Origin of the sequence: Streptomyces sp. NPDC059452, assembly GCF_042750035.1 — a bacterium.
GTDB lineage: Bacteria > Actinomycetota > Actinomycetes > Streptomycetales > Streptomycetaceae > Streptomyces.
The window spans coordinates 617,219-641,403 of record NZ_JBHYVE010000001.1; the positions used below are offsets into that span (position 1 = coordinate 617,219).

The following is a 24,185-nucleotide window of genomic DNA, read 5'->3' on the forward strand; positions in this document are numbered from 1 at the left end:
CCTCGCATGCGCAGACCTGGACGTGACCCACCCGTCACACATGGCGTCATGACGGGCGTACGCCTTCGGAATGACGGCGTACACCTTCGGACAACGAGCCCAACGTGCCGTAGGTCACATTCCGTTCCCCCGTGCGGCAGGTATGGGCCGTTTTCAGCCAGTCCCGTCGGCCACACCAGCCCCACCAAGCGCGAAGGTGTCACTATTCCCGGCAAATCCGGCAGAACAGCCACGCGCATTGACACCCTCGCGCCCGGGTGGTGGGCTCGGACCCCACCAGGTCCTTCCCAGGGAGCGCGACGTGCGGTTCGGGCGCAGAAAGCAGGCCACGGCCGTGGCCGTAGCCGTGATCGGTGGGCTGCTGGGCCCCCTCGTGCCGGCCGCGACCGCCGCCCCCGCGGACCCCGGGAAACCCCCCGCCACCTCGCCCGACCGCGCCGCGGGCGCGCAGGTGCCCTCCGTGTGGCCCCGGCCCCAGAGCATCAAGGGCACCGGGCCCGCCCTGCCCCTCGGTACCGAAGCCACCGTCGTCGCCTCGCCCGACGCCGATCCGTACGCCGTGGCGGAGCTCCGCTCCCTGCTGCGCGTGGCCGGGGTCGCCACCGTCCACGAGAGCCTGCCGGGGCGCGGGCCGCTGGTCCGCATCGGCGGTCCGGGCGCCGGGGAGGCGCTGCGGGCGCTGCGCGCCCCCGACCGCGCCGACCTGCCCACGGGCGGCTACCGGATCGCCTCGGGCGAGGTCGCCGGGCGCGCCACCGTGGCCCTGGACGGGCTCGGCGAGGACGGCCTGTTCCATGCGGTCCAGACCCTGCGGCAGTTGGTGCGCGACGGGTCCGTGGCCGGGGTCGTGGTGCGGGACTGGCCGGGCACGGCCGTACGCGGCATGGCCGAGGGGTTCTACGGACAGCCCTGGACCCAGGAGGAGCGGCTTTCGCAGCTCGCCTTCATGGGGCGCACCAAGCAGAACCGGTACCTCTACGCGGCGGGCGACGACCCCTACCGGCTGGCCCGCTGGCGCGAGCCGTACCCGGCCGAGAAGCGTGCCGACTTCCGGGCGCTCGCGGAGAAGGCGCGTGCCGAGCATGTGACGCTGGGCTGGGCCGTCTCTCCGGGCCAGGCCATGTGCATGGCCTCCGACCAGGACGTCCGGGCGCTGACGAAGAAGATCGACGGGATGTGGGCGCTGGGGGTGCGGGTCTTCCAGCTCCAGTTCCAGGACGTCAGCTACAGCGAGTGGCACTGCGACCTGGACGCCGAGACGTTCGGCAACGGCCCCAAGGCGGCGGCGCGTGCGCAGGCCCGGGTGGCCGGTGCGGTCGCCCGGCACCTGGAGGAGCGCCACCCGGGCGCGGCGCCGCTGTCGGTGCTGCCGACGGAGTTCTACCAGGACGGGGCGACGGACTACCGCACGGCGCTCGCCGCCGAGCTGGACGACCGGGTGCAGGTGGCCTGGACCGGCGTCGGGGTCGTACCGAAGACCATCACCGGGGGCGAGCTGGCCGGGGCGCGCGCCGCGTTCGGCCATCCGCTGGTGACGATGGACAACTACCCGGTCAACGACTACGCCCAGGACCGGATCTTCCTGGGCCCGTACACCGGCCGGGACCCGGCGGTGGCGAGCGGTTCGGCGGCGCTGCTGGCCAACGCGATGGAGCAGGCGTCCGCCTCGCGCATCCCGCTCTTCACCGCCGCCGACTTCGCCTGGAACCCGAAGGGGTACCGCCCCGACGAGTCCTGGCAGGCGGCGATCGACGACCTCGCGGGCGGCGACGCGCGGGTCCGGGACGCGCTGCGGGCGCTCGCGGGCAACAGCGCGGACTCGGTGCTCGGCGCGCAGGAGTCCGCCTATCTCCAGCCCCTGTTCGCCGCGTTCTGGAAGTCCCGGGCGGCCGCCGCCCCGGTCCGCGACCGGGCGGCGCGCGAGCTGCGGGCGGCCTTCACCGTGATGCGGCAGACGCCCGAGCGGCTCGCCACGCCCGCCGAGGGGCGGCTCGCCGACGAGGTGCGCCCATGGACCGAGCAGCTGGCCCGCTACGGCCGCGCCGGTGAGCTGGCCGTGGACCTGCTCCAGGCCCAGGCGGGCGGCGACGGGGCGGCCGCCTGGCGGGCGCAGTTGGCGCTGGAGCCGCTGCGGCAGGAGATCGCGGTCGGCCGGGCGACGGTCGGCAAGGGCGTGCTCGACCCTTTCCTGGACCGGGCCCAGAAGGCCGCCGACGGCTGGAACGGCATCGACCGGGCGGGCGGCCGGGTCACCCGGGACGCGCACAGCTATACGGTCCGCCTCGACCGGGCCCGCCCGGTGGAGGCCGTGACGGCGCTCGCCGAGCCCGGTCAGGCCCTGGCCGGTGCGGTCGTCGAGGCCCATGTGCCGGGCGAGGGCTGGCGGACGCTGGGGCGGCTGTCGCCGACCGGCTGGACCCAGACCGCCGCGAAGGGGCTGCGCGCGGACGCCGTACGGGTCACCGTGCCCGAGGGCGCCCGGAACGTACACCCCTCCTATCTGAGCCCCAGCCTGCCGACGGCCCCCACGGTCCTGGTGGGCTCCCCCCGGCTGCGCGCCCTGGTGCCGTGGTTCGGCGACGAGCCCGCCGCCACGCTCGACCTGGCGCGCGGCGAGACGGACGCGGAGATCGGCGGCGAGTCGCAGCGGGCCGTGGCGCGGCTGGCCGGGCGGCGTCCGGCCGAGGTGAAGGGCGCGCTCACCGCGAAGGCCCCCAAGGGCATCGAGGTGCGGGTCCCGAAGCAGACGACCGTGCCGCGCGGATCGCGTACGTCGGTGCCCGTGGACATCACCGTTCCGGCGGACACCCCGGCGGGTGAGTACGAGGTTCCGCTGACCTTCGGCGGCCAGGAGTCCACGCTGACCGTGCGGGCCTTCCCGCGTACTGGGGGCCCGGATCTGGCCCGTACGGCCGTGGTCTCCTCCTCCGCCGACGAGACCCCGGACTTCCCCGCGGCGGCGGCCTCCGACGGCGACCCGGCGACCCGGTGGTCCTCACCGGCCGAGGACGGCGCGTGGTGGCAGGCCGAGCTCGCCCAGCCGGTGCGGCTGGGGCAGGTGGTGCTGTCCTGGCAGGACGCGTACGCCTCCCGCTACCGCGTACAGGTCTCCGCCGACGGCCGCACGTGGCGCACCGCCGCGACCGTCCAGGAGGGCCGGGGCGGGCGCGAGTCGGTGCGGATGGACGCGAAGGACACCCGGTTCATCCGGGTGCAGGGCGATGCCCGGGCCACCGAGTACGGCTACTCGCTCTGGTCGGTGGAGGCGTACGCGGTCGTCGAGGCGCCTCCCGAGGACTGAGCCGTACCCACGCCACGGGCCCCCGACGGACGCGGACAAAGCCGTACAGCCGCCCCTGGGCAGGCGGGCGGGGGCAGACGGGCGGACGACGAAGGCCCGGTCTCAGGCGGAAACGCCGTCGATCCGGGCCATCACGTCGTCCGCGCCGAACGGTTGCAAGTACGGCAGCCAGCGCGGGTCGCGGTGTCCGGTCCCGATGATCCGCCAGGCCAGGCCGGTCGGCGGCGCGGGCTGATGGCGCAGCCGCCAGCCGAGCTCGGGCAGATGGCGGTCGGCCTTGACGTGGTTGCAGCGGCGGCAGGCGGCCACCACGTTGTCCCACGCGTGCTGTCCGCCCCGGCTGCGCGGGATGACGTGGTCGACGCTGGTCGCGGCGGCCCCGCAGTACATGCAGCGCCCCCCGTCCCGGGCGAAGAGGGCCCGGCGCGTCAGGGGGACGGGGCCGCGGTAGGGGACCCGTACGAACCGCTTGAGCCGGACCACACTGGGTGCGGGCACGGCACGGGTGGCACTGTGCAGGAAGGCGCCGGTCTCCTCCAGGCAGATCGCCTTGTTCTCCAGAACGAGGACGAGTGCGCGGCGGAGCGGTACGACGCCGAGCGGCTCGTACGACGCGTTGAGAACCAGGACGTGCGGCACGGTGGATGCCTCCTTGTACGCCGGCGGCGCGTGGCTCGCGCCGGGACGATCCGATCTCAGTCTCTCCTCATGCCTGGTCAAAGCGCCACCACGTACGGGTAACGGGCCGGGAGGATTTTTCTCACCCTCCGGCGCGACGGACGCCCGCCGGGCCCCGGAGAGGTGTCCCACCTGGGCGGCCGTGCGCACTGTGCGATCGGCCACAGCACACGTGTCCCCGGTGAGAGCCGTCTCTCTCCCGATGACGGCAACGATCCACTCCCCCGGCTTCGTTACTCTTGTCGGTCAGCCGTCGTCCCTCTGGAGGTCCCCACCGTGTCCCTGTCCGCCCTGTTGGCCGCAACCCCGTCATCCGAGCCGGTCGGCTCGCTGGAGGAAGCCGCCGAACAGGCCGGGAACGCCGCGGGGTGGATCGAGGAGAACTGGTCCACCTGGCTGAGCACCGGTCTGCGGATCATGCTGATCGTGGCGGTCGCGATCACGCTGCGCTATCTGATCCGGCGCGCCCTGACCAACCTCATCGACCGGATGAACCGCAGCGCCCAGGCGGTGGAGGGCACGGCGCTGGGCGGTCTGCTGGTGAACGCGGAGCGCAGACGGCAGCGCTCGGAGGCGATCGGCTCGGTGCTGCGGTCGGTGGCCTCGTTCATGATCATGGGAACGGCCGCGCTGATGGTGCTGGGCGCCTTCAAGATCAACCTGGCACCCCTGCTCGCCTCGGCCGGTGTCGCGGGTGTGGCGCTCGGTTTCGGCGCCCGGAACCTGGTCACCGACTTCCTCTCCGGCGTCTTCATGATCCTGGAGGACCAGTACGGGGTCGGCGACACGATCGACGCCGGGGTGGCCTCCGGCGAGGTCATCGAGGTGGGGCTGCGGGTCACCAAGCTGCGCGGGGACAACGGCGAGATCTGGTACGTCCGCAACGGCGAGGTGAAGCGGATAGGCAACCTCAGCCAGGGCTGGTCCACCGCCGGGGTCGATGTGACCGTGCGCCCCACGGAGAACCTGGAGCACGTCCGCGAGGCGATCACCACCTGCGCCGAGGCGATGGCGAAGGAGGAGCCCTGGTCGGAGCGGCTGTGGGGTCCGGTGGAGGTGCTCGGCCTGGACGCGGTCCTGCTGGACTCCATGACGGTCCGGGTCTCCGCGAAGACGATGCCGGGCAAGTCGACGGGCGTGGAGCGCGAGCTGCGCTGGCGCATCAAGCAGGCGCTGGACGAGGCGGGCATCCGGATGATCGGCACGGAGCCCTCGGCGGAGGCCGAGTCCGCGGCGGACCCGACGGCCGCGGTGGCCGCCCCCTCGGCGTACGCCTCGGCGACCTCCCCGCAGTCCCTGGCCGCGACGCCGATACCGCCGCCCACCAGGCTGAGCAAGTAGGCCCGCCGCAGACGGCCTCGCACACGGACGCCCCCGCCCGCCCCGGAACCCCGGGAGACAGGCGGGGGCGTCCGTGTGCGAGGTAACACTTTGACTGCCGGACGGGCGGTCCCCATTGACGGTCCGGTGGCCCACGTCCTACGGTCCTCACAGAATAGGAAACTTTCCTAACAGAGGTGGGTGCATCCACGATGGCGGGAACCACTCCGGGCACTCCCGGCACACCGGGCACCCCCCGGGTGCTGCGGGCCATGAACGACCGGGCCGCCCTCGATCTGCTGCTGGAACACGGCCCCCTCTCCCGCACCCGGATCGGCAAGCTGACCGGCCTCTCCAAGCCCACCGCCTCCCAGCTCCTGGCCCGGCTGGAGGCGGCCGGTCTGGTCGTCGCCACCGGGACCAGCGAGGGGCGCCCCGGGCCCAACGCGCAGCTCTACACGGTGAACGCGCGCGCCGCCCATGTGGCCGGGCTCGATGTGAACAGCCGACGGATCGTCGCCGCCGTCGCGGACGTGACCGGGGCGAGCGTCGGGCAGTTCGAGCTCGCGACACCGGGGCGGCGCGCCGACAGCGTGGTGCGCCAGGTGGCCGACGCGCTGGACGGCGCGGCGAAGGAGGCCGGGCTCACCCGCGCCGACATCCACCGGGTCGTCATCGGCACCCCGGGCGCCTTCGACCCGGGCACCGGGCGGCTGCGGTACGCCTCGCACCTGCCCGGCTGGCACTCCCCCACCCTCCTGGACGAGCTGGCCGCGTTCCTGCCGATGCCGGTGGAGTACGAGAACGACGTCAACCTGGTCGCCGTGGCGGAGCAGCGCCTCGGTGCGGCCCGGGGCCATGAGGACTTCGTACTCCTCTGGAACGAGGAGGGCCTCGGCGCCGCCCTCGTCATCAACGGGCGCCTGCACCGCGGCTTCACCGGCGGCGCGGGCGAGGTCGGCTTCCTGCCGGTGCCCGGCACCCCTCTCGTACGCCAGGTCGTCAAGGCCAACAGCGGCGGCTTCCAGGAGCTGGCAGGCGCCCAGGCGGTGCCCCGGATCGCGAAGTCGCTGGGCATCGACACCCCGCAGCAGCCCCACGCCAAGGCCGCCGCCGCCCTGCTGGAGCGGGCGGCCGAAGCGTACGGGCGGGACGAGGCGCTGACCGAGCTGCTGCGCCAGTACGCCCAGCGGCTCGCCACCGGCCTCGCCTCCGTCACCGCCGTCCTGGACCCCGGGCTGATCGTGCTCTCCGGCGGGGCGGTCGCGGCGGGCGGCGAGGTCCTGCGCTCCCTCATCCAGTCCGAGCTGGCCGAGCTCGCCGCCTCCCGGCCCCGGCTGGTCGTCGGCGAGATCGACCGCACCCCCGTGCTGCGCGGCGCCCTGGAGAGGGCGCTGGCCGACACCCGCGACGAAGTGTTCGACACCTCGCGCTGAACCCCGCACCGCGCCACCCCACACCGTCCCTGCCACGCGCTGAACCACGCCCCACGCCGTCCCCGCCTCGCACGGAACCACGCACCGCCCCGTCCCTGCCGTCTGCGTCTCTTCCCCGTCCCTGGGAGTTCTGTCATGCGCACAAACCGTCTCACCACCACCGCTGTCGCCGTCGCCGCGATCTCGGTGCTCGCCACCGCGTGTACCGGCCAGAGCGAGGCCGGGGCCACCGACGACCCCAAGGCGAAGACCACCATCAACTTCTGGCACGGCTGGAGCTCGCCCGCCGAGGTGAAGGCGATCAAGGACAACATCGCCCGGTTCGAGAAGGCCCACCCGAACATCAAGGTCAACGTCTCCGGCAACATCAACGACGACAAGCTCAACCAGGCGCTGCGCGCGGGCGGTTCGAACGGGCCCGACGTCGTCTCCTCCTTCACCACCGCCAACGTCGGCAAGTTCTGCTCGTCGGGCGCGTTCGCCGATCTGGGGCCGTTCATCGAGAAGTCGAAGCTGGACCTGGAGAAGACGTTCCCGCAGATCCTGCTCGACTACACCCAGTTCGAGGGGAAGCGGTGCGCCCTGCCGCTGCTCACGGACGCCTACGGCCTCTACTACAACAAGGACGCCTTCAAGAAGGCCGGGATCACCGCGCCGCCGAAGACGATGTCCGAACTGGCGAGCGTGGCCAAGAAGCTGACGGTGGAGAAGGGCGACAGCTACCAGCAGCTCGGCTTCATGCCGAACTTCCACGGCTACGAGACCGTCGTCAGCCACTACATGCCCTCGTGGAAGCACGCGTACTTCGACGAGAACGGCAAGTCCAACATCGCCAAGGACCCGGCGTTCGCCAAGATGTTCACGTTCCAGAAGAAGCTCGTGGACGACCTGGGCGGCTACGACAAGCTGGAGAAGTACCGCGGCACCTTCGGTGACGAGTGGGGCGCCGAGCACCCCTTCCACACCGGCCAGGTGGCCATGCAGCTGGACGGCGAGTGGCGGCTGGGGATGGCCGAGGACGCCGGGGCCGACTTCGAGATCGGGGTCGCCCCGATGCCCGTCGCCGACGACGAGGCCGACAGCTACGGCAAGGGCTACCTCTCCGGCACCATCGTGGGCATCGCCCCGGCCAGCAGGAAGCAGAACGCCGCGTGGGAGCTGGTGAAGTACATGACCAGCGACACCGAGGCGGTCGTCGCCTTCTCCAACGGCATCCGCAACGTGCCCTCCACCCTGGAGGCGCTGAAGTCGCCCGATCTGAAGTTCGACCCGCGCTTCCGGACCTTCCTGGACATCGCCCAGCACCCGGAGTCCAGCACCTCCGACGGAGCCGTCAACGGCGCCACGTACCAGCTGACCCTCCAGGACTTCGGCTACCAGTACGAGAAGGGCGCGGTGAAGGACCTCCAGGCCGGTCTGGAGAAGACCGCGCAGCAGATCGACACCGACATCGCCAAGGCCAAGTAGCACCCGATGACGACGCACACACTCCGCTCCAAGCGCCGCAGATCGGCGCTGCGGAACGCGGCCTTCATGTCGCCGTGGCTGATCGGGTTCTCGGTCTTCTTCGCGTACCCGATGGTCTCGACGGTCTACTTCTCCTTCACGGAGTACGACGGGTTCGGGGCGCCGGTCTTCAACGGGCTGACGAACTGGACGTACGTCTTCGAGAACTACCCGATGTTCTGGCCGTCCCTGTGGAACACGCTCTGGCTGGTGGTCGTCATGGTCACCTGCCGGGTCGTCTTCGGGCTCGGGATCGGCCTGCTGATCACAAAGATCAAGACGGGTACGGGCGTCTTCCGGACGCTGTTCTACCTGCCCTACCTGGCCCCGCCGGTCGCCGCGACGCTCGCCTTCGTCTTCCTGCTCAACCCAGGCACCGGGCCCGTCAACTCCATCCTCGGGGACCTGGGGCTGCCCACGCCCGGCTGGTTCAACGACGCCACCTGGTCCAAACCGGCCCTCACCATGCTCGCGGTCTGGGGCATCGGGGACCTGATGGTCATCTTCATGGCCTCGCTGCTGGACGTGCCGACCGAGCAGTACGAGGCGGCCGAGCTCGACGGTGCCTCCGCCTGGCAGAAGTTCCGCTTCGTGACGCTGCCGAACATCTCGCCGATCGTGCTGTTCGCGGTGGTGACGGGCGTCATCCAGGCGATGCAGTACTACACCCAGCCACTCGTCGCCGGAAAGGTCGCCTCCGGGGTCATCGGCGGCTCCGGCCAGTCCTTCGAACCCGGCTACCCCGACAAGTCGACACTGACGCTCCCCCAGCTCGTCTACAACCTCGGCTTCCAGCGCTTCGACTACGGCGCCGCCTGTGTCGTCGCCCTCATCCTGTTCGCCCTGGCCATGGCCTTCACCGCGCTGCTCATGCGGGGCCGCAACAACCTGATCCAGGCCGGTGACTGAGCCATGACCCAACTCCTCGACAAGCCCGGCGCACCTCTTGCGGCCGACCCGCCGACGCCCGCCGCCCGCACCGCGCGCCGCAAGGCGCTGCTGCACTGGATAGCCGTCCACTCGCTCGGGGTCGCCGCCGCGCTCTTCTTCGTGCTGCCGTTCGTCTTCGTGGTCCTCACCTCGCTGATGAGCGACCAGCAGGCGCTGACCCGCGATCTCACCCCCAACACCTGGGAGTGGGGCAACTACAAACAGGTCTTCGAGACACCGGGCTTCCTCATCTGGTGGCGCAACACCCTCCTTTACGCGGGGCTCGGCACCGTACTCACCGTGGTGTCGTCGATCCCGGTGGCGTACGCGCTGGCGAAGTTCCGCTTCCGGGGCCGCAAGCTGTCGCTGATGCTCGTCATCTCCATGATGATGCTGCCGCCGCAGGTCGTGATCATCCCCATGTACCTGTTCTGGGCGAAGCAGATGGACCTCTCCGGCACGCTGTGGCCGCTGATCATCCCGATGGCGTTCGGTGACGCGTTCTCCATCTTCCTGCTGCGGCAGTTTCTTCTGACCATCCCGAACGAATACCTGGACGCGGCCAAGGTCGACGGCTGCGGTGAGTTCCGTACGCTGATCAAGGTCGTCCTGCCGATGGCGAAGCCGGGTATCGCGGCCATCGCCCTCTTCCAGTTCTTCGCCGCCTGGAACGACTACTTCGGACCACAGATCTACGCCTCCGAGAACCCGGCCGCCTGGACCCTCAGTTACGGACTGGAGTCCTTCAAGGGCGCGCACCACACCAACTGGAACCTGACCATGGCCGCGACCGTTCTGGTCATGGCCCCCGTGATCGCCGTCTTCTTCTTCGCCCAGAGGGCATTCGTCGAGGGCGTCACACTGACCGGAGTAAAGGGCTGATAATGAAGCTCGCAGTAGTGGGTGGCGGATCCACCTACACCCCTGAACTGATCGACGGGTTCGCCCGGTTGCGCGACACGCTGCCGGTCGAGGAGCTCGTCCTCGTCGACCCGGCGGCCGACCGGCTGGAGCTGGTCGGGGGCCTCGCCCGGCGGATCTTCGCCAAGCAGGACCACGCCGGGAGGATCACCACCACGACCGACCTGGACGCAGGCGTGGCCGGAGCCGACGCGGTGCTCCTCCAGTTGCGCGTCGGCGGACAGGCCGCGCGGAACCAGGACGAGACCTGGCCGCTGGAGTGCGGCTGCGTCGGCCAGGAGACCACCGGCGCCGGCGGCCTCGCCAAGGCACTGCGGACCGTGCCGGTCGTCCTGGACATCGCCGAGCGGGTGCGCCGCACCAACCCGGACGCCTGGATCATCGACTTCACCAACCCGGTCGGCATCGTCACCCGCGCCCTGCTCCAGGCCGGGCACAAGGCGGTCGGGCTGTGCAACGTGGCGATCGGCTTCCAGCGCAAGTTCGCCCGGCTGCTGGACGTCAACCCCTCCGAGGTCCACCTCGACCATGTGGGGCTCAACCACCTCACCTGGGAGCTGGGCGTGCGCCTGGGCGGCCCGGACGGCGAGAACGTACTGCCGAAGCTGCTGGCCGAGCACGGCGAGGCGATCGCCGACGACCTGCACATGCCACGGAAGCTCGTGGACCGGCTCGGTGTCGTGCCCTCGTACTACCTGCGCTACTTCTACGCCCACGACGAGGTCGTACGGGAGCTGGGGACGAAGCCGTCCCGGGCCGCCGAGGTCGCGGCGATGGAGAAGGAGCTGCTGGCGCTGTACGGCGACCCCACGCTGGACGAGAAGCCGGAGCTGCTCGCCAAGCGGGGCGGCGCGTTCTACTCGGAGGCGGCGGTGGACCTCGCGGCCTCCCTGCTGGGCGGCGGCGGTTCACCGGTCCAGGTGGTGAACACGTACAACAACGGGACGCTGCCGTTCCTCCCGGACGACGCGGTCATCGAGGTGCAGGCCCGGGTGGGCCACGAGGGCGCGGTGCCGCTGGCCGTCCCGGCGCTGGACCCGCTGTACGCCGGTCTGATCGCCAACGTGACGGCGTACGAGGACCTCGCCCTGGAAGCCGCGCTGCGCGGAGGCCGGGACCGGGTCTTCAAGGCACTGCTCGCCCATCCGCTGATCGGACAGTACGACTACGCCGACCAGCTCACCGACCGGCTGATCGCGCACAACCGGGAGCACCTGGCGTGGGCGTGAACGTCTCGGTCGTCGCCGTCGACGCGGGCAACAGCAAGACCGATGTGGCGTTGATCGGTACGGACGGCACGGTCCTCGCCACGGCCCGCGGCGGGGGGTTCCAGCCGCCCGTGGTGGGGGTGGACGCGGCGCTCGACGTACTGGGCTCGGCGCTGGAGCGGGCCGTCGCCTCCCTGACCTCCCCGCCCGGTGCCCTCGGTCATGTCTCCGCCTGTCTCGCCAACGCCGATCTTCCGGTGGAGGAGGCCGAGTTGACCGAGGCGCTGGAGGCCCGTGGCTGGGGCGCGTCGGTCGAGGTGCGCAACGACACCTTCGCGATCCTGCGCGCCGGGGTGGACGAGCCCCGGGGCGTCGCGGTGGTCTGCGGGGCCGGGATCAACTGCGTGGGCATGGTGCCGGACGGGCGGACCGCCCGCTTCCCCGCGATCGGCCGGATATCCGGTGACTGGGGCGGCGGTTCGGGGCTGGCGGAGGAGGCGCTGTGGTTCGCCGCCCGCGCCGAGGACGGGCGCGGCGAGCCGACCGAGCTGGTGCGTACGCTGCCGGGGCACTTCGGGCTCGGTTCGATGTACGCGCTGATCGAGGCGCTGCACCGGGGCGCGATCCCCCTGACCCGGCGCCACGAGCTGACGCCGGTGCTGTTCGCGACGGGCGCCGCCGGGGACGCGGTGGCGGCCGCGCTGGTGGAGCGGCTGGCCGAGGAGGTGGTGGCGATGGCGTCGGTGGCGCTGACCCGCCTCGGACTGCTGGAGGAGGAGGCGCCGGTGCTGCTCGGCGGCAGTGTGCTGGCCGCGCGCCATCCGCAGCTGAACGACCGGATCGCCGAACTGCTCGCGGCCCGCGCCCCGAAGGCGGTGGTGCGGGTGGTGTCCGAACCGCCGGTGCTGGGGGCCGCGCTGCTGGGCCTGGACCGTACGGGGGCGGCGCCGGAGGTCCACCGGCGGCTGCGGGAGCAGTACGCCTGAGCACGGAGGCTCCGGGTCGGGGGCGCCCTGTCGCATGCGTGCGGCGGGGTGCCCTGTCGCGTCTGCGCGGCGAGGTGCCCTGTCGCGTCCGTGCGGCGGGCGCCCCTCGTTCGGGGGAACGCGAGCGGGCGGGGAACCGATCGGGGGCCCCGCTCGTGTACCTGATGGGGAGTCCGCAACGCGTGGGGATGGCTGGACGGTCGGGGGAGGCTCGGGGCGGACCCGGAGCGGTGCGAAGAGCCCGGCGACGGTGCCGGTTTCGCTTATGGGGATGTATCGGGGCACCTTGCGCCGATCGCCTTGATCGGCTGCTTCGGCCCTGATCGAATGCGTTGACCGATGACAGGATCCAGGCGTTCTTGATGTGGATGTCCTTGGCTGCGGCCATACTTCTGGCCGTGCGCCGGGGTCCGGTCCGCCGTCAGTGACCGAGGGGGAGGTCGAGTGACACAGCTGCCGCAGGGCGGCCCGCAGACGCAGCGCGCGCCGGAGCCGGCGCCCGCTCCCACCGGCCTGCCCATACAGCGCCTGCCCGCACAGCGCCGGTCCGCCTGGGCCGAGCAGAGCCGTCGGCTGCGCGCCGTGGCGACGACCGAGCCGGGCCGCCTCCAGATCATCGGGGCCCTCCTGGCGCTGCTGGTCGTGGCGTTCGGGGCGGTGACCGCGCTGGAGATCTCGCACCGGGCCTCGGCCGCCGACGACGTGGTGGGGCGCAGCCAGCCGCTCAGCGCGGACGCGGCGAACATCTACCGCTCACTCGCCGACGCGGACACGATGGCGGCCAGTGGCTTCCTCGCGGGGGCGCAGGAGCCCAAGGACGTGCTGGAGCAGTACCGCAAGGACATCGAGGAAGCGGCCCGGCTGCTGGTGAAGGCGGCGGCGAACACCGACTCCTCGACCAGCTCCGGGCAGGAGATCACCACGCTCAACGAGCTGCTGCCCGTCTACACCGGTCTGATCGAGCGGGCCCGCGCCAACAACCGGCAGGGGCTGCCGCTGGGCGGCGCCTATCTCCGGTACGCCAACCAGAAGATGAGCACCGAGCTGCTGCCGGCCGCCGAGCGGCTGTACGCGGCGGAGACGGGCCGGCTCGACCGGGACGCCGCCGAGGCCCGGCGGTGGCCCTTCCTCTCGCTCGCCGCCGGGCTCGTGGTGCTGGGTGCGCTGGTGTGGATGCAGCGCCGCAACTACCGCCGTACCAACCGGGTGTTCAACCACGGGCTGCTGGTGGCGACGGCCGCCGCATCGGTGGTGCTGCTCTGGCTGGCGGTGGGACACACGGTGGCCCGCGCCGAACTGCGCTCGGCGATGGTGCACGGGCAGCAGTCGCTCGATGTCCTCAACAACGCGCGGATCAACTCCCTGAAGGCGCGCGCCAACGAGAATCTCACCCTGGTGGCGCGCGGCGCCGTGCTGACCGCCGACGGCTCGGCCGACCAGTACGAGACGGACTACACCACGGGCATGAAGGCCCTCGACGGACAGCTGAAGAAGGCCGAGCGGCTCGCGGACAACGACAGCGGGCGCGCTCCGGTGGCCGAGGCCGCCAAGAGCGTCGCCGAATGGCAGGACCGCCACCGCAAGGCCCGCGCCACCGACGACCAGGGCGACTACGACGGTGCGTTGAAGCAGATCATCGGGGCCGAGGACTCCACGGGGCAGTCCTTCCACCAGGTGGACACCGCGCTGCGGAAGGCGCTCGCCCATGAGCAGGGCGAGTTCACCGCGGCCGCCGAGGACGGGCGCGGGGCCCTGCGCGGGCTGCCGACAGGGGCCGCCGCGCTGGCGGTGCTGGGAGCGGTCGCCGCGATCCTCGGGGTCAACCGCAGGCTCTCGGAGTACCGGTGAGAGGGGCAGCGATGGCCGGGGCGAAGACACGGACCTGGGCATGGGCGCGGCGCCGCTCCGCGCCGGGCGGCGGGCCGCGCGGTCGGCTGCGCGGCTGGGGCGGTGTGGCGGGGATGGCGGTGGCGTGCGTGATCACCGCCGCGCTCACCCTGCTGCCGCTCTCCCGGCACGAGGGCGGGAGCGCCGGGGAGGGCCCGGTGGGCAGCGCGGCGGCGACGGTCCCGGTGCGGGCCGAGGCGTGCACCGATCCGGAGGCGAGCCTGCCGCCGTCGGCGGCGGACGGACCGGGCATCGCGAAGATCAAGGCGCGCGGCAAGCTGGTCGCGGGCGTCGACCAGAACAGCTACCGCTGGGGCTACCGCAACCCGTACAGCGGTGAGCTCGAAGGGTTCGACATCGACCTGGTGCGGGCGCTGGCCAAGGACATCCTCGGCGACCCGAACGCGGTGATCTTCCGGGCCATCCCCACCAACCAGCGCATCGCCGCCCTGGAGAGCGAGCGGGTCGATGTCGTCGTGCGGACGATGACCATCAACTGCAAGCGGCTGGAGCAGGTCTCCTTCTCCACCGCCTATTTCGAGACCGGGCAGCAGATCCTGGCCCCCAAGGACTCCCCCATCACGGGGTACGACGGATCGCTGAAGGGCCGGCGGGTCTGCTCCGGCGAGGGCACCACCGCGTACGAGGCGCTGGAGAAGAAGTCGTACGGGGCGATATTCAAGGACGAGTTCGACGGCACCGAGCGCGACGCGGACCGGCTGACCGTGCCCAACCAGCTGGACTGCCTGGTCCGGTTGCAGCTCGGCGAGGTCGACGCCGTCCTCACGGACAACGCCCTGGGCGCCGGGCAGGCCGCGCAGGATCCGGCGGTGGCCCTCAAGGGCGCGGGGCCGTTCACCACCGAGTACTACGGCGTCGCGGCGAAGAAGGGCGCGGACGACCTGGTGGCCCGGGTCAACAAGGTCCTGGTGGACTACCGCGCGGGCGGGAAGGACAGCGCCTGGATGGTGTCGTACCGCAAGTGGCTGGCGGCCGGGCTCCCCGGCATCACGGCGCCACCGGACCCCAAGTACCGCAGCGAGTGACGGCGGCGCGCCGGATCGCGTACGGACCGGGGCACGAAGGACCGGAGCAACTGACCCCGTCCGGGCCCACCGGCCCGGCGGCGAGAGCGGAGAGGTGATCGATGGGTGTCGCGGGATCCTTCCCCAGCTTCGCGGGGAGGCCCCCCGGCCCGGTCATGGACCGGGACGAGGCGGACCGTGCGCTGGCCCGGCTCGGCGCGGAGCACGAGGCCATCGAGACCTCGCTCCTCGCCCTGCAGGACCATGCGGGCCGCCGCCTCCTGGAGGGCGCCGAGCTGACCGGCCTCACCCGGGAGCGCTGGGCCACGACCGAGCAGTCGATCACGCTGCTGTGGGGGTATTTCGACGCCTACGCGGGCGCGTTGGAGGAGGCCAGGGAGATACGGGCGCGCCGCCGGTACCCCAACCGGGAGGACCTGGCCGCCCTGACCGGGCTGCTGCGCGGGGACGCGGTCACCGTGGCCAACCCGGGTGCGGTGCCGGCCTCTTCGGCCACCGGCCCGGCCCTGCTCTCGGAGCGGTTCTCGCTCCAGGAGCTGGTGGCCCGGATGAACGAGCTGTACGCCCGGTCGCTGGACATGGTCGTCGCCTCCGACTCCGTCTGGTCGGCGCTGCCCGCCCGGATCGACCTGCTCGCCGCCGAGCTGCACCGGACCCGTTCGCTGGCCCACTCGGTCGGGGTGCGGCCCGGTGAACACCCGGCCGGGGACGATCTGGAGGAGATCACCGAGGAGCTCACCACGCTGCGGGTCCAGGTGATCTCCGACCCGCTGGCGTTCTGGCTGCCGGGGCCAGGCAGCGCCGCACCCGGCGGCGGACGCCCGGACACCTCCCGCTACGACCGGGCGGCCCGCGCCCTGGAGGACGTACGGCGGGAGATCGAGGCGGTGCTCGCGGTGCGGCAGGACGCCGAGGCGCGGCTGATGCGGCTGCGGGACGTCCTCTCGCGGGCCGACCGCACGCTGACCGAGGCGCGGGCGGCGCGCGGCGAGGTGCTGGCCAAGATCGCGGCCTCCGAGGTGCCCGCCGTCAGCGGGCCGCCGACCGCCCTCCAGGAGCGGCTGGCCGCCGCGGCCGAGTACCGCAGGCGCGCCCAGTGGCACCGGCTCTCCCCCCTCCTGGAGTCGCTGGAGGAGGAGGCCGAGGACGAGCTGCTGCGTGCCCGCGAGTCGCTGACCTCGGTGACGGCGCCGCTGGCGGTCCGCGCGGAGCTGCGCGGCCGGCTGGACGCGTACAAGGCGAAGGTGGCCCGGCACGGGCTGGCGGAGGACCCGCTGCTGATCGAGCGGTACGACGTGGCGCGCCGGATGCTGTGGAGCGCGCCGTGCGATCTGCGGGTGGCCGAACAGACCGTGCTGCGCTACCAGCAGGCGGTGGCCGAGCTGCTGACACCGCAGCGGCCCGAGGGGCCCGAGGACCGGCGGGGCGACGGCGGGCCGGACGGCAGCGGTCCGGGCGAGCAGGGAGGGACACGATGAGTACGCAGTGCCAGCGCCCGGCGTGCGAGGGCGCCTACGAGGACATGGGCGGCGGTGAGCTGTACTGCGACACCTGCGGCCTGGCCCCGGTCGTCTCGCCCACGGGCATGGTCTCCTCGCCGCCCACCGGGATCGCGGGCGGCGGCCGGGCGGCCGGGCGCGAGAGCTCCTCGCAGCGCTCCGGCTCCCGCGCCTCCGCCCGGTCCTCGTCGCGTTCCTCGACCTCGCGGCGCTCGGTGTCGGGGCGGCTGTCGCGCTCGCTCTCCGGCTCCTCCGCCTCCCGTTCGGTCTCGGTGCGCTCCTCGGGCTCGTCGGCCGCCTCCTCCACCCGGGGCCGGCTCGGCGTCGGCCTGGTGCAGGTCCCGGACGTGCCCCGGCCCGACCCGCGTACGGCGGTGATGGAGAACCCGGAGGTGCCCGAGCGCAAGCGGTTCTGTTCCCGCTCGGACTGCGGGGCCCCGGTGGGCCGTTCGCGCGGGGAGCGGCCGGGCCGCACCGAGGGGTTCTGCACCAAGTGCGGCCACCCCTACTCCTTCGTGCCGAAGCTGACCGGCGGCGACATCGTGCACGGCCAGTACGAGGTGGTGGGCTGTCTGGCGCACGGCGGGCTCGGCTGGGTCTACCTCGCGGTGGACCGGGCCGTCTCGGACCGCTGGGTGGTCCTCAAGGGCCTGCTGGACACCGGCGACCAGGACGCGATGGCGGCGGCCATCTCCGAGCGCCGCTTCCTCGCCGAGATCGAGCACGCCAACATCGTGCGGATCTACAACTTCGTGGAGCACCTGGACCAGCGGACCGGTTCGCTGGACGGGTACATCGTGATGGAGTACGTCGGCGGCAAGGCGCTCAAGGAGATCGCCAACCAGCGCCGCACCCCGGCCGGCAAACGCGACCCGCTCCCGGTCGAACAGGCCTGCGCGTACGGGATCGAGGCGCTGGAGGCGCTCGGCCATCTGCACAGCCGCAACCTGCTCTACTGCGACTTCAAGGTCGACAACGCGATCCAGACCGAGGACCAGCTCAAGCTGATCGACATGGGCGCGGTGCGCCGGATGGACGACGACGAGTCCGCCATCTACGGCACCGTCGGCTACCAGGCCCCCGAGGTCGCCGAGGTCGGCCCGTCGGTCGCCTCCGACCTGTACACGGTGGCGCGGACGCTGGCGGTCCTCACCTTCGACTTCCAGGGGTACACGAACGTCTTCGTGGACTCGCTGCCGGACCCCGACAACATCGAGGTGTTCCGCACCTACGAGTCGTTCTACCGCCTGCTGGTCCGGGCCACCGACCCGGACCCGGACCAGCGGTTCGCCTCCGCCTCCGAGATGGCCGAGCAGCTGACGGGGGTGCTGCGCGAGGTCGTGGCGCTCCAGAGCGGGCGGCCGAGACCGGCGCTTTCGACGCTGTTCGGTACGGAACTGCGGGTGACGGACACGGAGTTGTTCGCCGAGCAGGTGGACGACGTGTCCCGGCTGGGCGCGCGGGCGGCAGCCTCGGGGCGTGGCGGACGCTTCGGCCGCCGCAAGGGCGGTGCGGGGCCACTGCCGGGGATTCCGGGGCAGGGCGGGGTGGTGCCGGGTCAGGGCGGGGCGGTGCCGGTTGCTCCCGGGGCCGTGTCGTCGGCGGTGGCGGGGGCGCTGCCGGTGGGCGGGCAGCCGTCCGGTCCGGGGACGGGCGCGTGGCCCGCGCCGGGGGCGGCTCCGCTGACGGCGGCGGCGACCCATGTGCGGGGCGGTCCGCAGGGGGGCGCGAGCTCCGGTGCGTACGCCGGTCCCCAGGCGGGCGGCCCGGCAGCGGCGTACGCACCCCCGCCGCACGCCCCCGCGCCCCCGCACGCCCAGGTCCCCGCGCCCCGGGAGGCCACGCCCGGCCCCGCCGCGCCCGGCCCCGGCGTGCAGGTCAACCCCGGTGGCCCGTACGGCCCGTTCGGGGCTGCGGCCGGGGGCGTCCGGCTGGCCCTGTTCGACGCGCGGGCCACCACCCTGGCGCTGCCGGTCCCCCGGGTCGACGCGAACGACCCGAACGCGGGGTTCCTCGCCGGGCTGATGGCCGCCGCCCCCGCCGAGCTGATCGTGGCCCTGCGAGCGGTCCCCGTGGGCTCGCTGGAGACCCGGCTGCGGGAGTTGTGGGCCCTGCTGGAGATGGGAGAGCTGGACTCCGCCGTCCGGGCGCTGACCGCTCTGGAGGAGCGGCACCCGGACGACTGGCGGGTCGTCTGGTACCGGGGCGTCACCTCGCTGGTGACCGGTGACCACGAGATCGCGGCGCTCTCCTTCGACGCGGTGTACGACGCGTTCCCCGGGGAGCCCGCGCCCAAGCTGGCGCTGGGGATCTGCGCGGAGGTGCTGGGCCAGCTGGACAACGCCGCCGAGTACTACCGCCTGGTCTGGGCGACCGATCCGAGCTTCGTGAGCGCCGCGTTCGGGCTGGCCCGGGTGCAGATCGCCGCCGGTGACCGGTCGGGTTCGGCGCACTCCCTGGAGTCGGTGCCGGAGGCGTCGATCCACTACACCGCCGCCCGGGTCGCCGCCGTCCGCGCGCGGCTGCGGGAGCGTGACCCCGCCGAGCCCCTGCTGACCGATCTGACGGCCGCCGGGGCGCAGGTGGCGGCGCTGACCGGGTTCGGTCTGGACCCGGTGCGCCGCGAGCAGTTGACGACCGAGGTACTGGGCAAGGCGCTGGACTGGGTACTCTCCGGTAGTCCCGGTGCCCCGCCGCCGGGCGAATCGGACGACGAACCTCCGGCTGTCCGGAAGCTGCTCGACGCCGAACTGGACGAGCGGGGACTGCGGTTGGGCCTGGAGCGCTCGTACCGCATGCTCGCCCGGCTCGCGCAGCGGGGCGACGAGAGGATCGAACTGGTGGAGCGGGCCAACCGTTTCCGCCCCCGGACGTGGGTGTGAAGATGTCAGAGAGCCACCAGCAGCCCGCCCTGGCGAGGTGCCCCGGCTGCGAGGAGCCGCCGGCCTCGGGCGACCGGTTCTGCGGCGCGTGCGGCTACGACCTCTCGGCCGTGCCGACCCGCCCCGACGACCGGCCGACGATGGCCATCACGGTGCCCCCGGCGGCACCAGCGGCTCCGCCCGCACCCGCCGGACCACCGGCGGCCCGGCATACGCCCGCGCCCGCACCCACCGGGCCCCAGGCGGCCCCGCCGACACCTACCGCACCCCCGGCAGCACCAGCAGCTTCGGCCCCTCCCGCGCCTGCCGGGCCGCCCCCGACCCCGCCCGCGCACGCCCCCGACGCGCCTGACGCGCCCGTGCCGCCCCCGGCGGCCGTGCAGTGGCCCGCCGCCTCCGAGGTGGACAGTTCCGCCGTGCCCGCGCCCGTGCACCGGGCGACGGACCTGCCCGGTACGGACTCGGGCGGCAGGCCGCTGCCGACGACTCCCCCGGTGCGCCACGACGACCGGGCGGCGACGGGCCCGGCCGCCGCGGAGCCCTCCCACGCACACGCCGAACGCGCGAGTGCCGGGCAGGCTCGCGCCGAAGTCCCCGACGGCTCGGGTGACTTCGCGTTGGCCGCTCCCGATCCCCGTACGGCGGAGCCCACCCCGACGCCCGCCGCCGGGACGAAGGTCTGTGTCGCCTGCCGGTCGGGCCGGGTCGACCCCGACGGGTACTGCGAGAACTGCGGGCACGCCCAGCCGCGCGAGCGCGACCACATGGAGCAGGAGCTCGGCTCGGTGGCCGCCGTCAGCGACCGGGGCCTGCGCCACCACCGTAACGAGGACTCCTTCGCGGTCTCCTCGACCGCGCTGCCGGACGGTTCGCCCGCCGTCGTCGCGATCGTCTGCGACGGCGTCTCCTCCGCGAGCCGGCCCGACGAGGCGTCGGCCGCCGCCGCGGTCGCCGCCAACGAGGCGCTGCTGGAGTCCCTGCCGCGCGGCACACACCCGCAACAGGCCATGCACGAGGCGATCGTCGCCGCGTCCGAGGCCGTCAACGCCCTGGCCCAGGTCCAGCCGGGGGCCGCCGGGCCCGAGGCGCACCGCCATCAGAACGCCCCGGCCTGCACCCTGGTCGGCGCGATCATGGCGGGCGGTCTGCTGGTCGTCGGCTGGGTCGGCGACAGCCGGGTCTACTGGGTGCCGGACGACCGTTCGGGCCCGCCCGCCCGGCTCACCGAGGACGACTCCTGGGCCGCGCAGATGGTGGCGGCGGGCCTGATGAACGAGACGGAGGCGTACGCGGACGAGCGCGCCCACGCCATCACCGGCTGGCTCGGCGCCGACTCCTACGAACTGGAGCCGCACACCGCCTCGTTCAAGCCGGACCGCCCCGGTCTGGTGGTGGTCTGCACGGACGGCCTGTGGAACTACGCGGAATCCGCCGAGGAGATGGCCGCCGCCGTGCCTCCGGAGGCTCACCGGCGCCCGCTGCACGGTGCCCAGGTGCTCGTCGGCCACGCGCTCGACGGCGGGGGCCACGACAACGTAACAGTGGCTCTGCTGCCGTTCGCCGTGGAGCCGCAAGGGGCAGGATCGGCAAGCGAGACGGTGTGAGCCGCCGCGCACCGAGCCGCGTCACCTTCTCTGTCCGGGTCACTGCCCCCTGTCCGTGTGGAGCTTCGAGGAGCCGATCCGATGGCCAATTTCTCCAAGTCGAACGTGCCGCAGTTCTCCGTCGAGGTGTACCAGAACGCGTTCCTGCCCGAGGGCGGCCGCGAGGTCAACGCGATCGTCACCGTCACCTCGACGGGCGGCGGCACCACCGGCGGTATCCCGCTGGCCGGTGCGGCGGCCTCCTCCGGGTACGGGCCGGGGCAGGCGGCGAACGCCGCGGTGGTGCTGATGGTCGACTGTTCCGGTTCGATGGACTACCCGCCCACGAAGATGCGCAACGCGCGCGACGCGACGGCGGCGGCCATCGACACCCTGCGCGAGGGCACCCGGTTCTCGGTGGTCGCGGGGACGCATGTGGCCAAGGAGGTCTACCCGGGCAACGGGCAGCTCGCGGTCGCCGACGCGCTGACGAAGGCCCGGGCGAAGGAGGCCCTGCGGAAGCTGAGCGCGGGCGGTGGCACCGCGATCGGCACCTGGCTGCGGCTGGCCGACCGGCTGCTGGCCGCCGCCGATGTCGACATCCGCCACGGCATCCTGCTGACCGACGGCCGCAACGAGCACGAGGCGCCCGAGGACCTGCGGGCCGCGCTGGACTCCTGCGCGGGGCGGTTCACCTGTGACGCCCGGGGCGTGGGCACCGACTGGGAGGTGAAGGAGGTCACCTCCATCGCCTCCGCGCTGCTCGGCACCGCCGACATCGTCGCCGACCCCTCGCATCTGGCCGCCGACTTCACGCGGATGATGGAGAACGCGATGGGCAAGGAGGTCGCGGATGTGGCGCTGCGGCTCTGGACGCCCGTCGGGGTGGAGATCCGGTTCGTGAAACAGGTGGCGCCCACGGTCGAGGACCTGACCGGCCGCCGCACCGAGGCGGGCCCGCGCGCCGGGGACTACCCGACCGGTTCCTGGGGCGACGAGTCCCGCGACTACCACGTGTGCGTCCGGGTCCCCGAGGCCGGGATCGGCCAGGAGATGCTGGCGGCCCGGGTCTCGCTGATCCTGCCCGACCCCTCGGGCGCGGCCGCTCCGCAGGTCCTCTCGCAGGGGCTCGTCCGGGCGGTGTGGACGGACGACATGGTGGCGTCGACCTCGATCAACCCGCAGGTCGCGCACTACACGGGGCAGGCGGAGCTGGCCCAGGTCATCCAGCAGGGGCTGGACGCCCGCAAGTCGGGCGACTTCGACGGGGCGACGGCGAAGCTGGGCCGTGCGGTGCAACTGGCCTCGGCGTCCGGGAACCAGGACACTGCGAAACTGCTTTCGAAGGTGGTCGACGTCGTCGATGCGGCGACAGGTACTGTGCGACTGAAGGCGAAGGTCGCGGAAGCGGACGAGATGACCCTCGAAACGCGCTCGACCAAGACCGTTCGCGTCAAGAAGTAGCAGCATCGGTGGCCAAACGGTCACGATCGATCGACAGCATGACGGCCCCCGGGGCCGGACGAGGAGAGGGGGAAGCGCCGACATGCCGACCTGCCCGAACGGACACCAGTCGGGTTCCGAGGACTGGTGCGAGGTCTGCGGACACCGCATGACCGGAACGGGCGCCCCCGCGGGCGCCGTGCCCCCGCCGCCTCCTCCGCCCCCCGCGCCCGGCTACGGCTACCCGCCGCCCGCCGGCGGCGACGGCGGTCCGCCGACGATGCAGGCCGAGCTCTGCCCGCAGTGCCGCACGCCCCGCGAGGCGATGGCGCCGTACTGCGAGGAGTGCCGCTGGAACTTCCTCACCAACACGGCGACCTCGTACACGCCGCTGGCCCCGCAGCACGGGACGCCCGGCGGCTCCGGAGGCCCCGGCGGCTCCGGAGGCCCTGGTGGCCCGCCGCCCGGTCTCAACCTGCCGCCCGGCTTCCTGTCCCAGGGCGGTCCCGGGAACCAGCAGGGCCAAGGCGGTCAGGGCGGTCCCGGCGGCGCGTCCCCGCAGCACGACCCGTTCGAGTTCCAGGCCTCGCGCCCCTCGCAGGTCAACCGTCCCGCCGAACCGCTCGCCCCGGAGCAGAACGGGCACGGCGGCCAGGACGAGCGCGGCGGCCAGGGCGGCCCCGGCGGCCCGCCGCCCGCGTTCCAGCAGAACCAGCAGAACCAGCAGCAGGGCGGCCCGCCGCCCCCGCCCGTCTTCCAGCAGGGGCCTCCCCCGCACCAGCAGCAGTCGGCCCCCTCGCCGTTCGAGCCGCAGCAGTCCTCGCCCTTCCCGCCGTCCCGGCAGCAGTCGGCCCCGCCGCAGCAGCAGTCCCCGCACGGTGGCGGTGGCGGCGACGACTGGATGCTGCCGCCGCCCTCCCAGGCACAGGCGCCGCAGCCGCCCCAGGCGTTCCAGCAGCAGGACCCGTACCCGAGCCGGCAGCAGGGCGGCCCGGGCGGGCACCCCGACCAGAGCCAGGGGTACGGCCAGGACCAGGGCTACCAGCAGGGCGGCCAGGACCAGGGCTTCGGCCAGGGCGGCCCGCAGCACGGCCAAGGCCCCGGCCAAGGCCCCGGTCAGGGCCAGCCGCAGCAGGCTGTGTCCTGGACCGCCGTCATCGCGCCGGACCGTGAGTACTTCCTGGCGATGATGCAGCGCAGCGGCCCCGAGGCGACCGGGCTGAACCTGCCCGCGTACTCCCCCGAGCAGCGCCTGCCGCTCACCGGGAGCCAGGTCACCATCGGCCGCCGCCGGCACAGCACGGGCGAGTCCCCCGACATCGACCTGTCGGTGCCGCCGGAGGACCCGGGCGTCTCCCACCAGCACGCGGTGCTGGTCCAGCAGCCGGACGGCGGCTGGGCGGTGGTCGACCAGAAGTCCACCAACGGCACCACGCTCAACGGCGCCGAGGACCCGATCCAGCCGTACGTCCCCGTCCCCCTCCAGGACGGCGACCAGGTGCACGTCGGGGCGTGGACGACGATCACGATCCGCCGGGACTGAGACCCGTCCTCGACGA

At 73.0% G+C, this 24,185-nt stretch carries 16 protein-coding genes; 15 read left to right on the top strand and 1 reads right to left on the bottom strand.

Features of this window, described 5'->3' with window-relative positions; genetic code table 11:
• Nucleotides 1–301 precede the first annotated feature (301 nt).
• The gene (locus ACFW9Z_RS02835) at nucleotides 302–3,301 is read left to right on the top strand and encodes a beta-N-acetylglucosaminidase domain-containing protein (protein ID WP_384633264.1); all 3,000 of its coding nucleotides are present in this window, start codon (nucleotides 302–304) and stop codon (nucleotides 3,299–3,301) included.
• Nucleotides 3,302–3,403: 102 nt separating this feature from the next.
• On the opposite strand, the gene ACFW9Z_RS02840 is transcribed toward ACFW9Z_RS02835, so the two are convergent.
• Nucleotides 3,404–3,940, bottom strand: coding sequence for an HNH endonuclease (locus tag ACFW9Z_RS02840; protein WP_031122726.1), 537 nt, complete (start codon nucleotides 3,938–3,940; stop codon nucleotides 3,404–3,406).
• 315 nt (nucleotides 3,941–4,255) lie between these two features.
• Between ACFW9Z_RS02840 and ACFW9Z_RS02845 the strand changes: the two genes are divergently transcribed.
• The 14 genes from ACFW9Z_RS02845 to ACFW9Z_RS02910 all read left to right on the top strand — a co-directional run bounded on the left by ACFW9Z_RS02845 (nucleotide 4,256) and on the right by ACFW9Z_RS02910 (nucleotide 24,169).
• The gene (locus tag ACFW9Z_RS02845; protein ID WP_384633267.1) at nucleotides 4,256–5,320 is read left to right on the top strand and encodes a mechanosensitive ion channel family protein; all 1,065 of its coding nucleotides are present in this window, start codon (nucleotides 4,256–4,258) and stop codon (nucleotides 5,318–5,320) included.
• Between the two features lie 191 nt (nucleotides 5,321–5,511).
• Nucleotides 5,512–6,735, top strand: a complete 1,224-nt coding sequence (locus ACFW9Z_RS02850) for an ROK family protein (RefSeq protein WP_384633270.1) — start codon at nucleotides 5,512–5,514, stop codon at nucleotides 6,733–6,735.
• Between the two features lie 135 nt (nucleotides 6,736–6,870).
• Nucleotides 6,871–8,202, top strand: a complete 1,332-nt coding sequence (locus tag ACFW9Z_RS02855; RefSeq protein WP_384633273.1) for an ABC transporter substrate-binding protein — start codon at nucleotides 6,871–6,873, stop codon at nucleotides 8,200–8,202.
• 6 nt (nucleotides 8,203–8,208) lie between these two features.
• Nucleotides 8,209–9,150 (top strand): carbohydrate ABC transporter permease, encoded by a 942-nt coding sequence (locus ACFW9Z_RS02860; RefSeq protein ID WP_384633275.1) that lies wholly within the window; start codon nucleotides 8,209–8,211, stop codon nucleotides 9,148–9,150.
• 3 nt (nucleotides 9,151–9,153) lie between these two features.
• On the top strand, nucleotides 9,154–10,053 hold the full coding sequence (locus ACFW9Z_RS02865; protein ID WP_384633278.1) for a carbohydrate ABC transporter permease: 900 nt from the start codon (nucleotides 9,154–9,156) through the stop codon (nucleotides 10,051–10,053).
• A 2-nt stretch (nucleotides 10,054–10,055) separates the two neighbouring features.
• Complete coding sequence (locus ACFW9Z_RS02870; protein WP_384633281.1) at nucleotides 10,056–11,321, top strand: 6-phospho-beta-glucosidase; 1,266 nt, start codon at nucleotides 10,056–10,058, stop codon at nucleotides 11,319–11,321.
• Nucleotides 11,312–12,286 carry an N-acetylglucosamine kinase gene (locus ACFW9Z_RS02875; RefSeq protein ID WP_384633283.1) on the top strand — a complete coding sequence of 325 codons (975 nt, stop codon included), beginning with the start codon at nucleotides 11,312–11,314 and terminating at the stop codon, nucleotides 12,284–12,286. Before ACFW9Z_RS02870 ends, ACFW9Z_RS02875 begins: the two co-directional genes overlap by 10 nt.
• Nucleotides 12,287–12,730: 444 nt before the next feature.
• Nucleotides 12,731–14,134, top strand: a complete 1,404-nt coding sequence (locus ACFW9Z_RS02880) for a hypothetical protein (protein WP_384633285.1) — start codon at nucleotides 12,731–12,733, stop codon at nucleotides 14,132–14,134.
• 113 nt (nucleotides 14,135–14,247) lie between these two features.
• Nucleotides 14,248–15,219 (top strand): glutamate ABC transporter substrate-binding protein, encoded by a 972-nt coding sequence (locus tag ACFW9Z_RS02885; protein WP_384633390.1) that lies wholly within the window; start codon nucleotides 14,248–14,250, stop codon nucleotides 15,217–15,219.
• A gap of 101 nt (nucleotides 15,220–15,320) precedes the next feature.
• The gene (locus ACFW9Z_RS02890) at nucleotides 15,321–16,697 is read left to right on the top strand and encodes a hypothetical protein (protein WP_384633288.1); all 1,377 of its coding nucleotides are present in this window, start codon (nucleotides 15,321–15,323) and stop codon (nucleotides 16,695–16,697) included.
• On the top strand, nucleotides 16,694–19,600 hold the full coding sequence (locus ACFW9Z_RS02895) for a tetratricopeptide repeat protein (RefSeq protein ID WP_384633291.1): 2,907 nt from the start codon (nucleotides 16,694–16,696) through the stop codon (nucleotides 19,598–19,600). Before ACFW9Z_RS02890 ends, ACFW9Z_RS02895 begins: the two co-directional genes overlap by 4 nt.
• A gap of 2 nt (nucleotides 19,601–19,602) precedes the next feature.
• The gene (locus tag ACFW9Z_RS02900; protein ID WP_384633294.1) at nucleotides 19,603–21,204 is read left to right on the top strand and encodes a PP2C family serine/threonine-protein phosphatase; all 1,602 of its coding nucleotides are present in this window, start codon (nucleotides 19,603–19,605) and stop codon (nucleotides 21,202–21,204) included.
• An 81-nt stretch (nucleotides 21,205–21,285) separates the two neighbouring features.
• Complete coding sequence (locus ACFW9Z_RS02905; protein ID WP_384633297.1) at nucleotides 21,286–22,647, top strand: VWA domain-containing protein; 1,362 nt, start codon at nucleotides 21,286–21,288, stop codon at nucleotides 22,645–22,647.
• A gap of 82 nt (nucleotides 22,648–22,729) precedes the next feature.
• Nucleotides 22,730–24,169, top strand: a complete 1,440-nt coding sequence (locus ACFW9Z_RS02910) for an FHA domain-containing protein (protein WP_384633300.1) — start codon at nucleotides 22,730–22,732, stop codon at nucleotides 24,167–24,169.
• Nucleotides 24,170–24,185 lie beyond the last annotated feature (16 nt).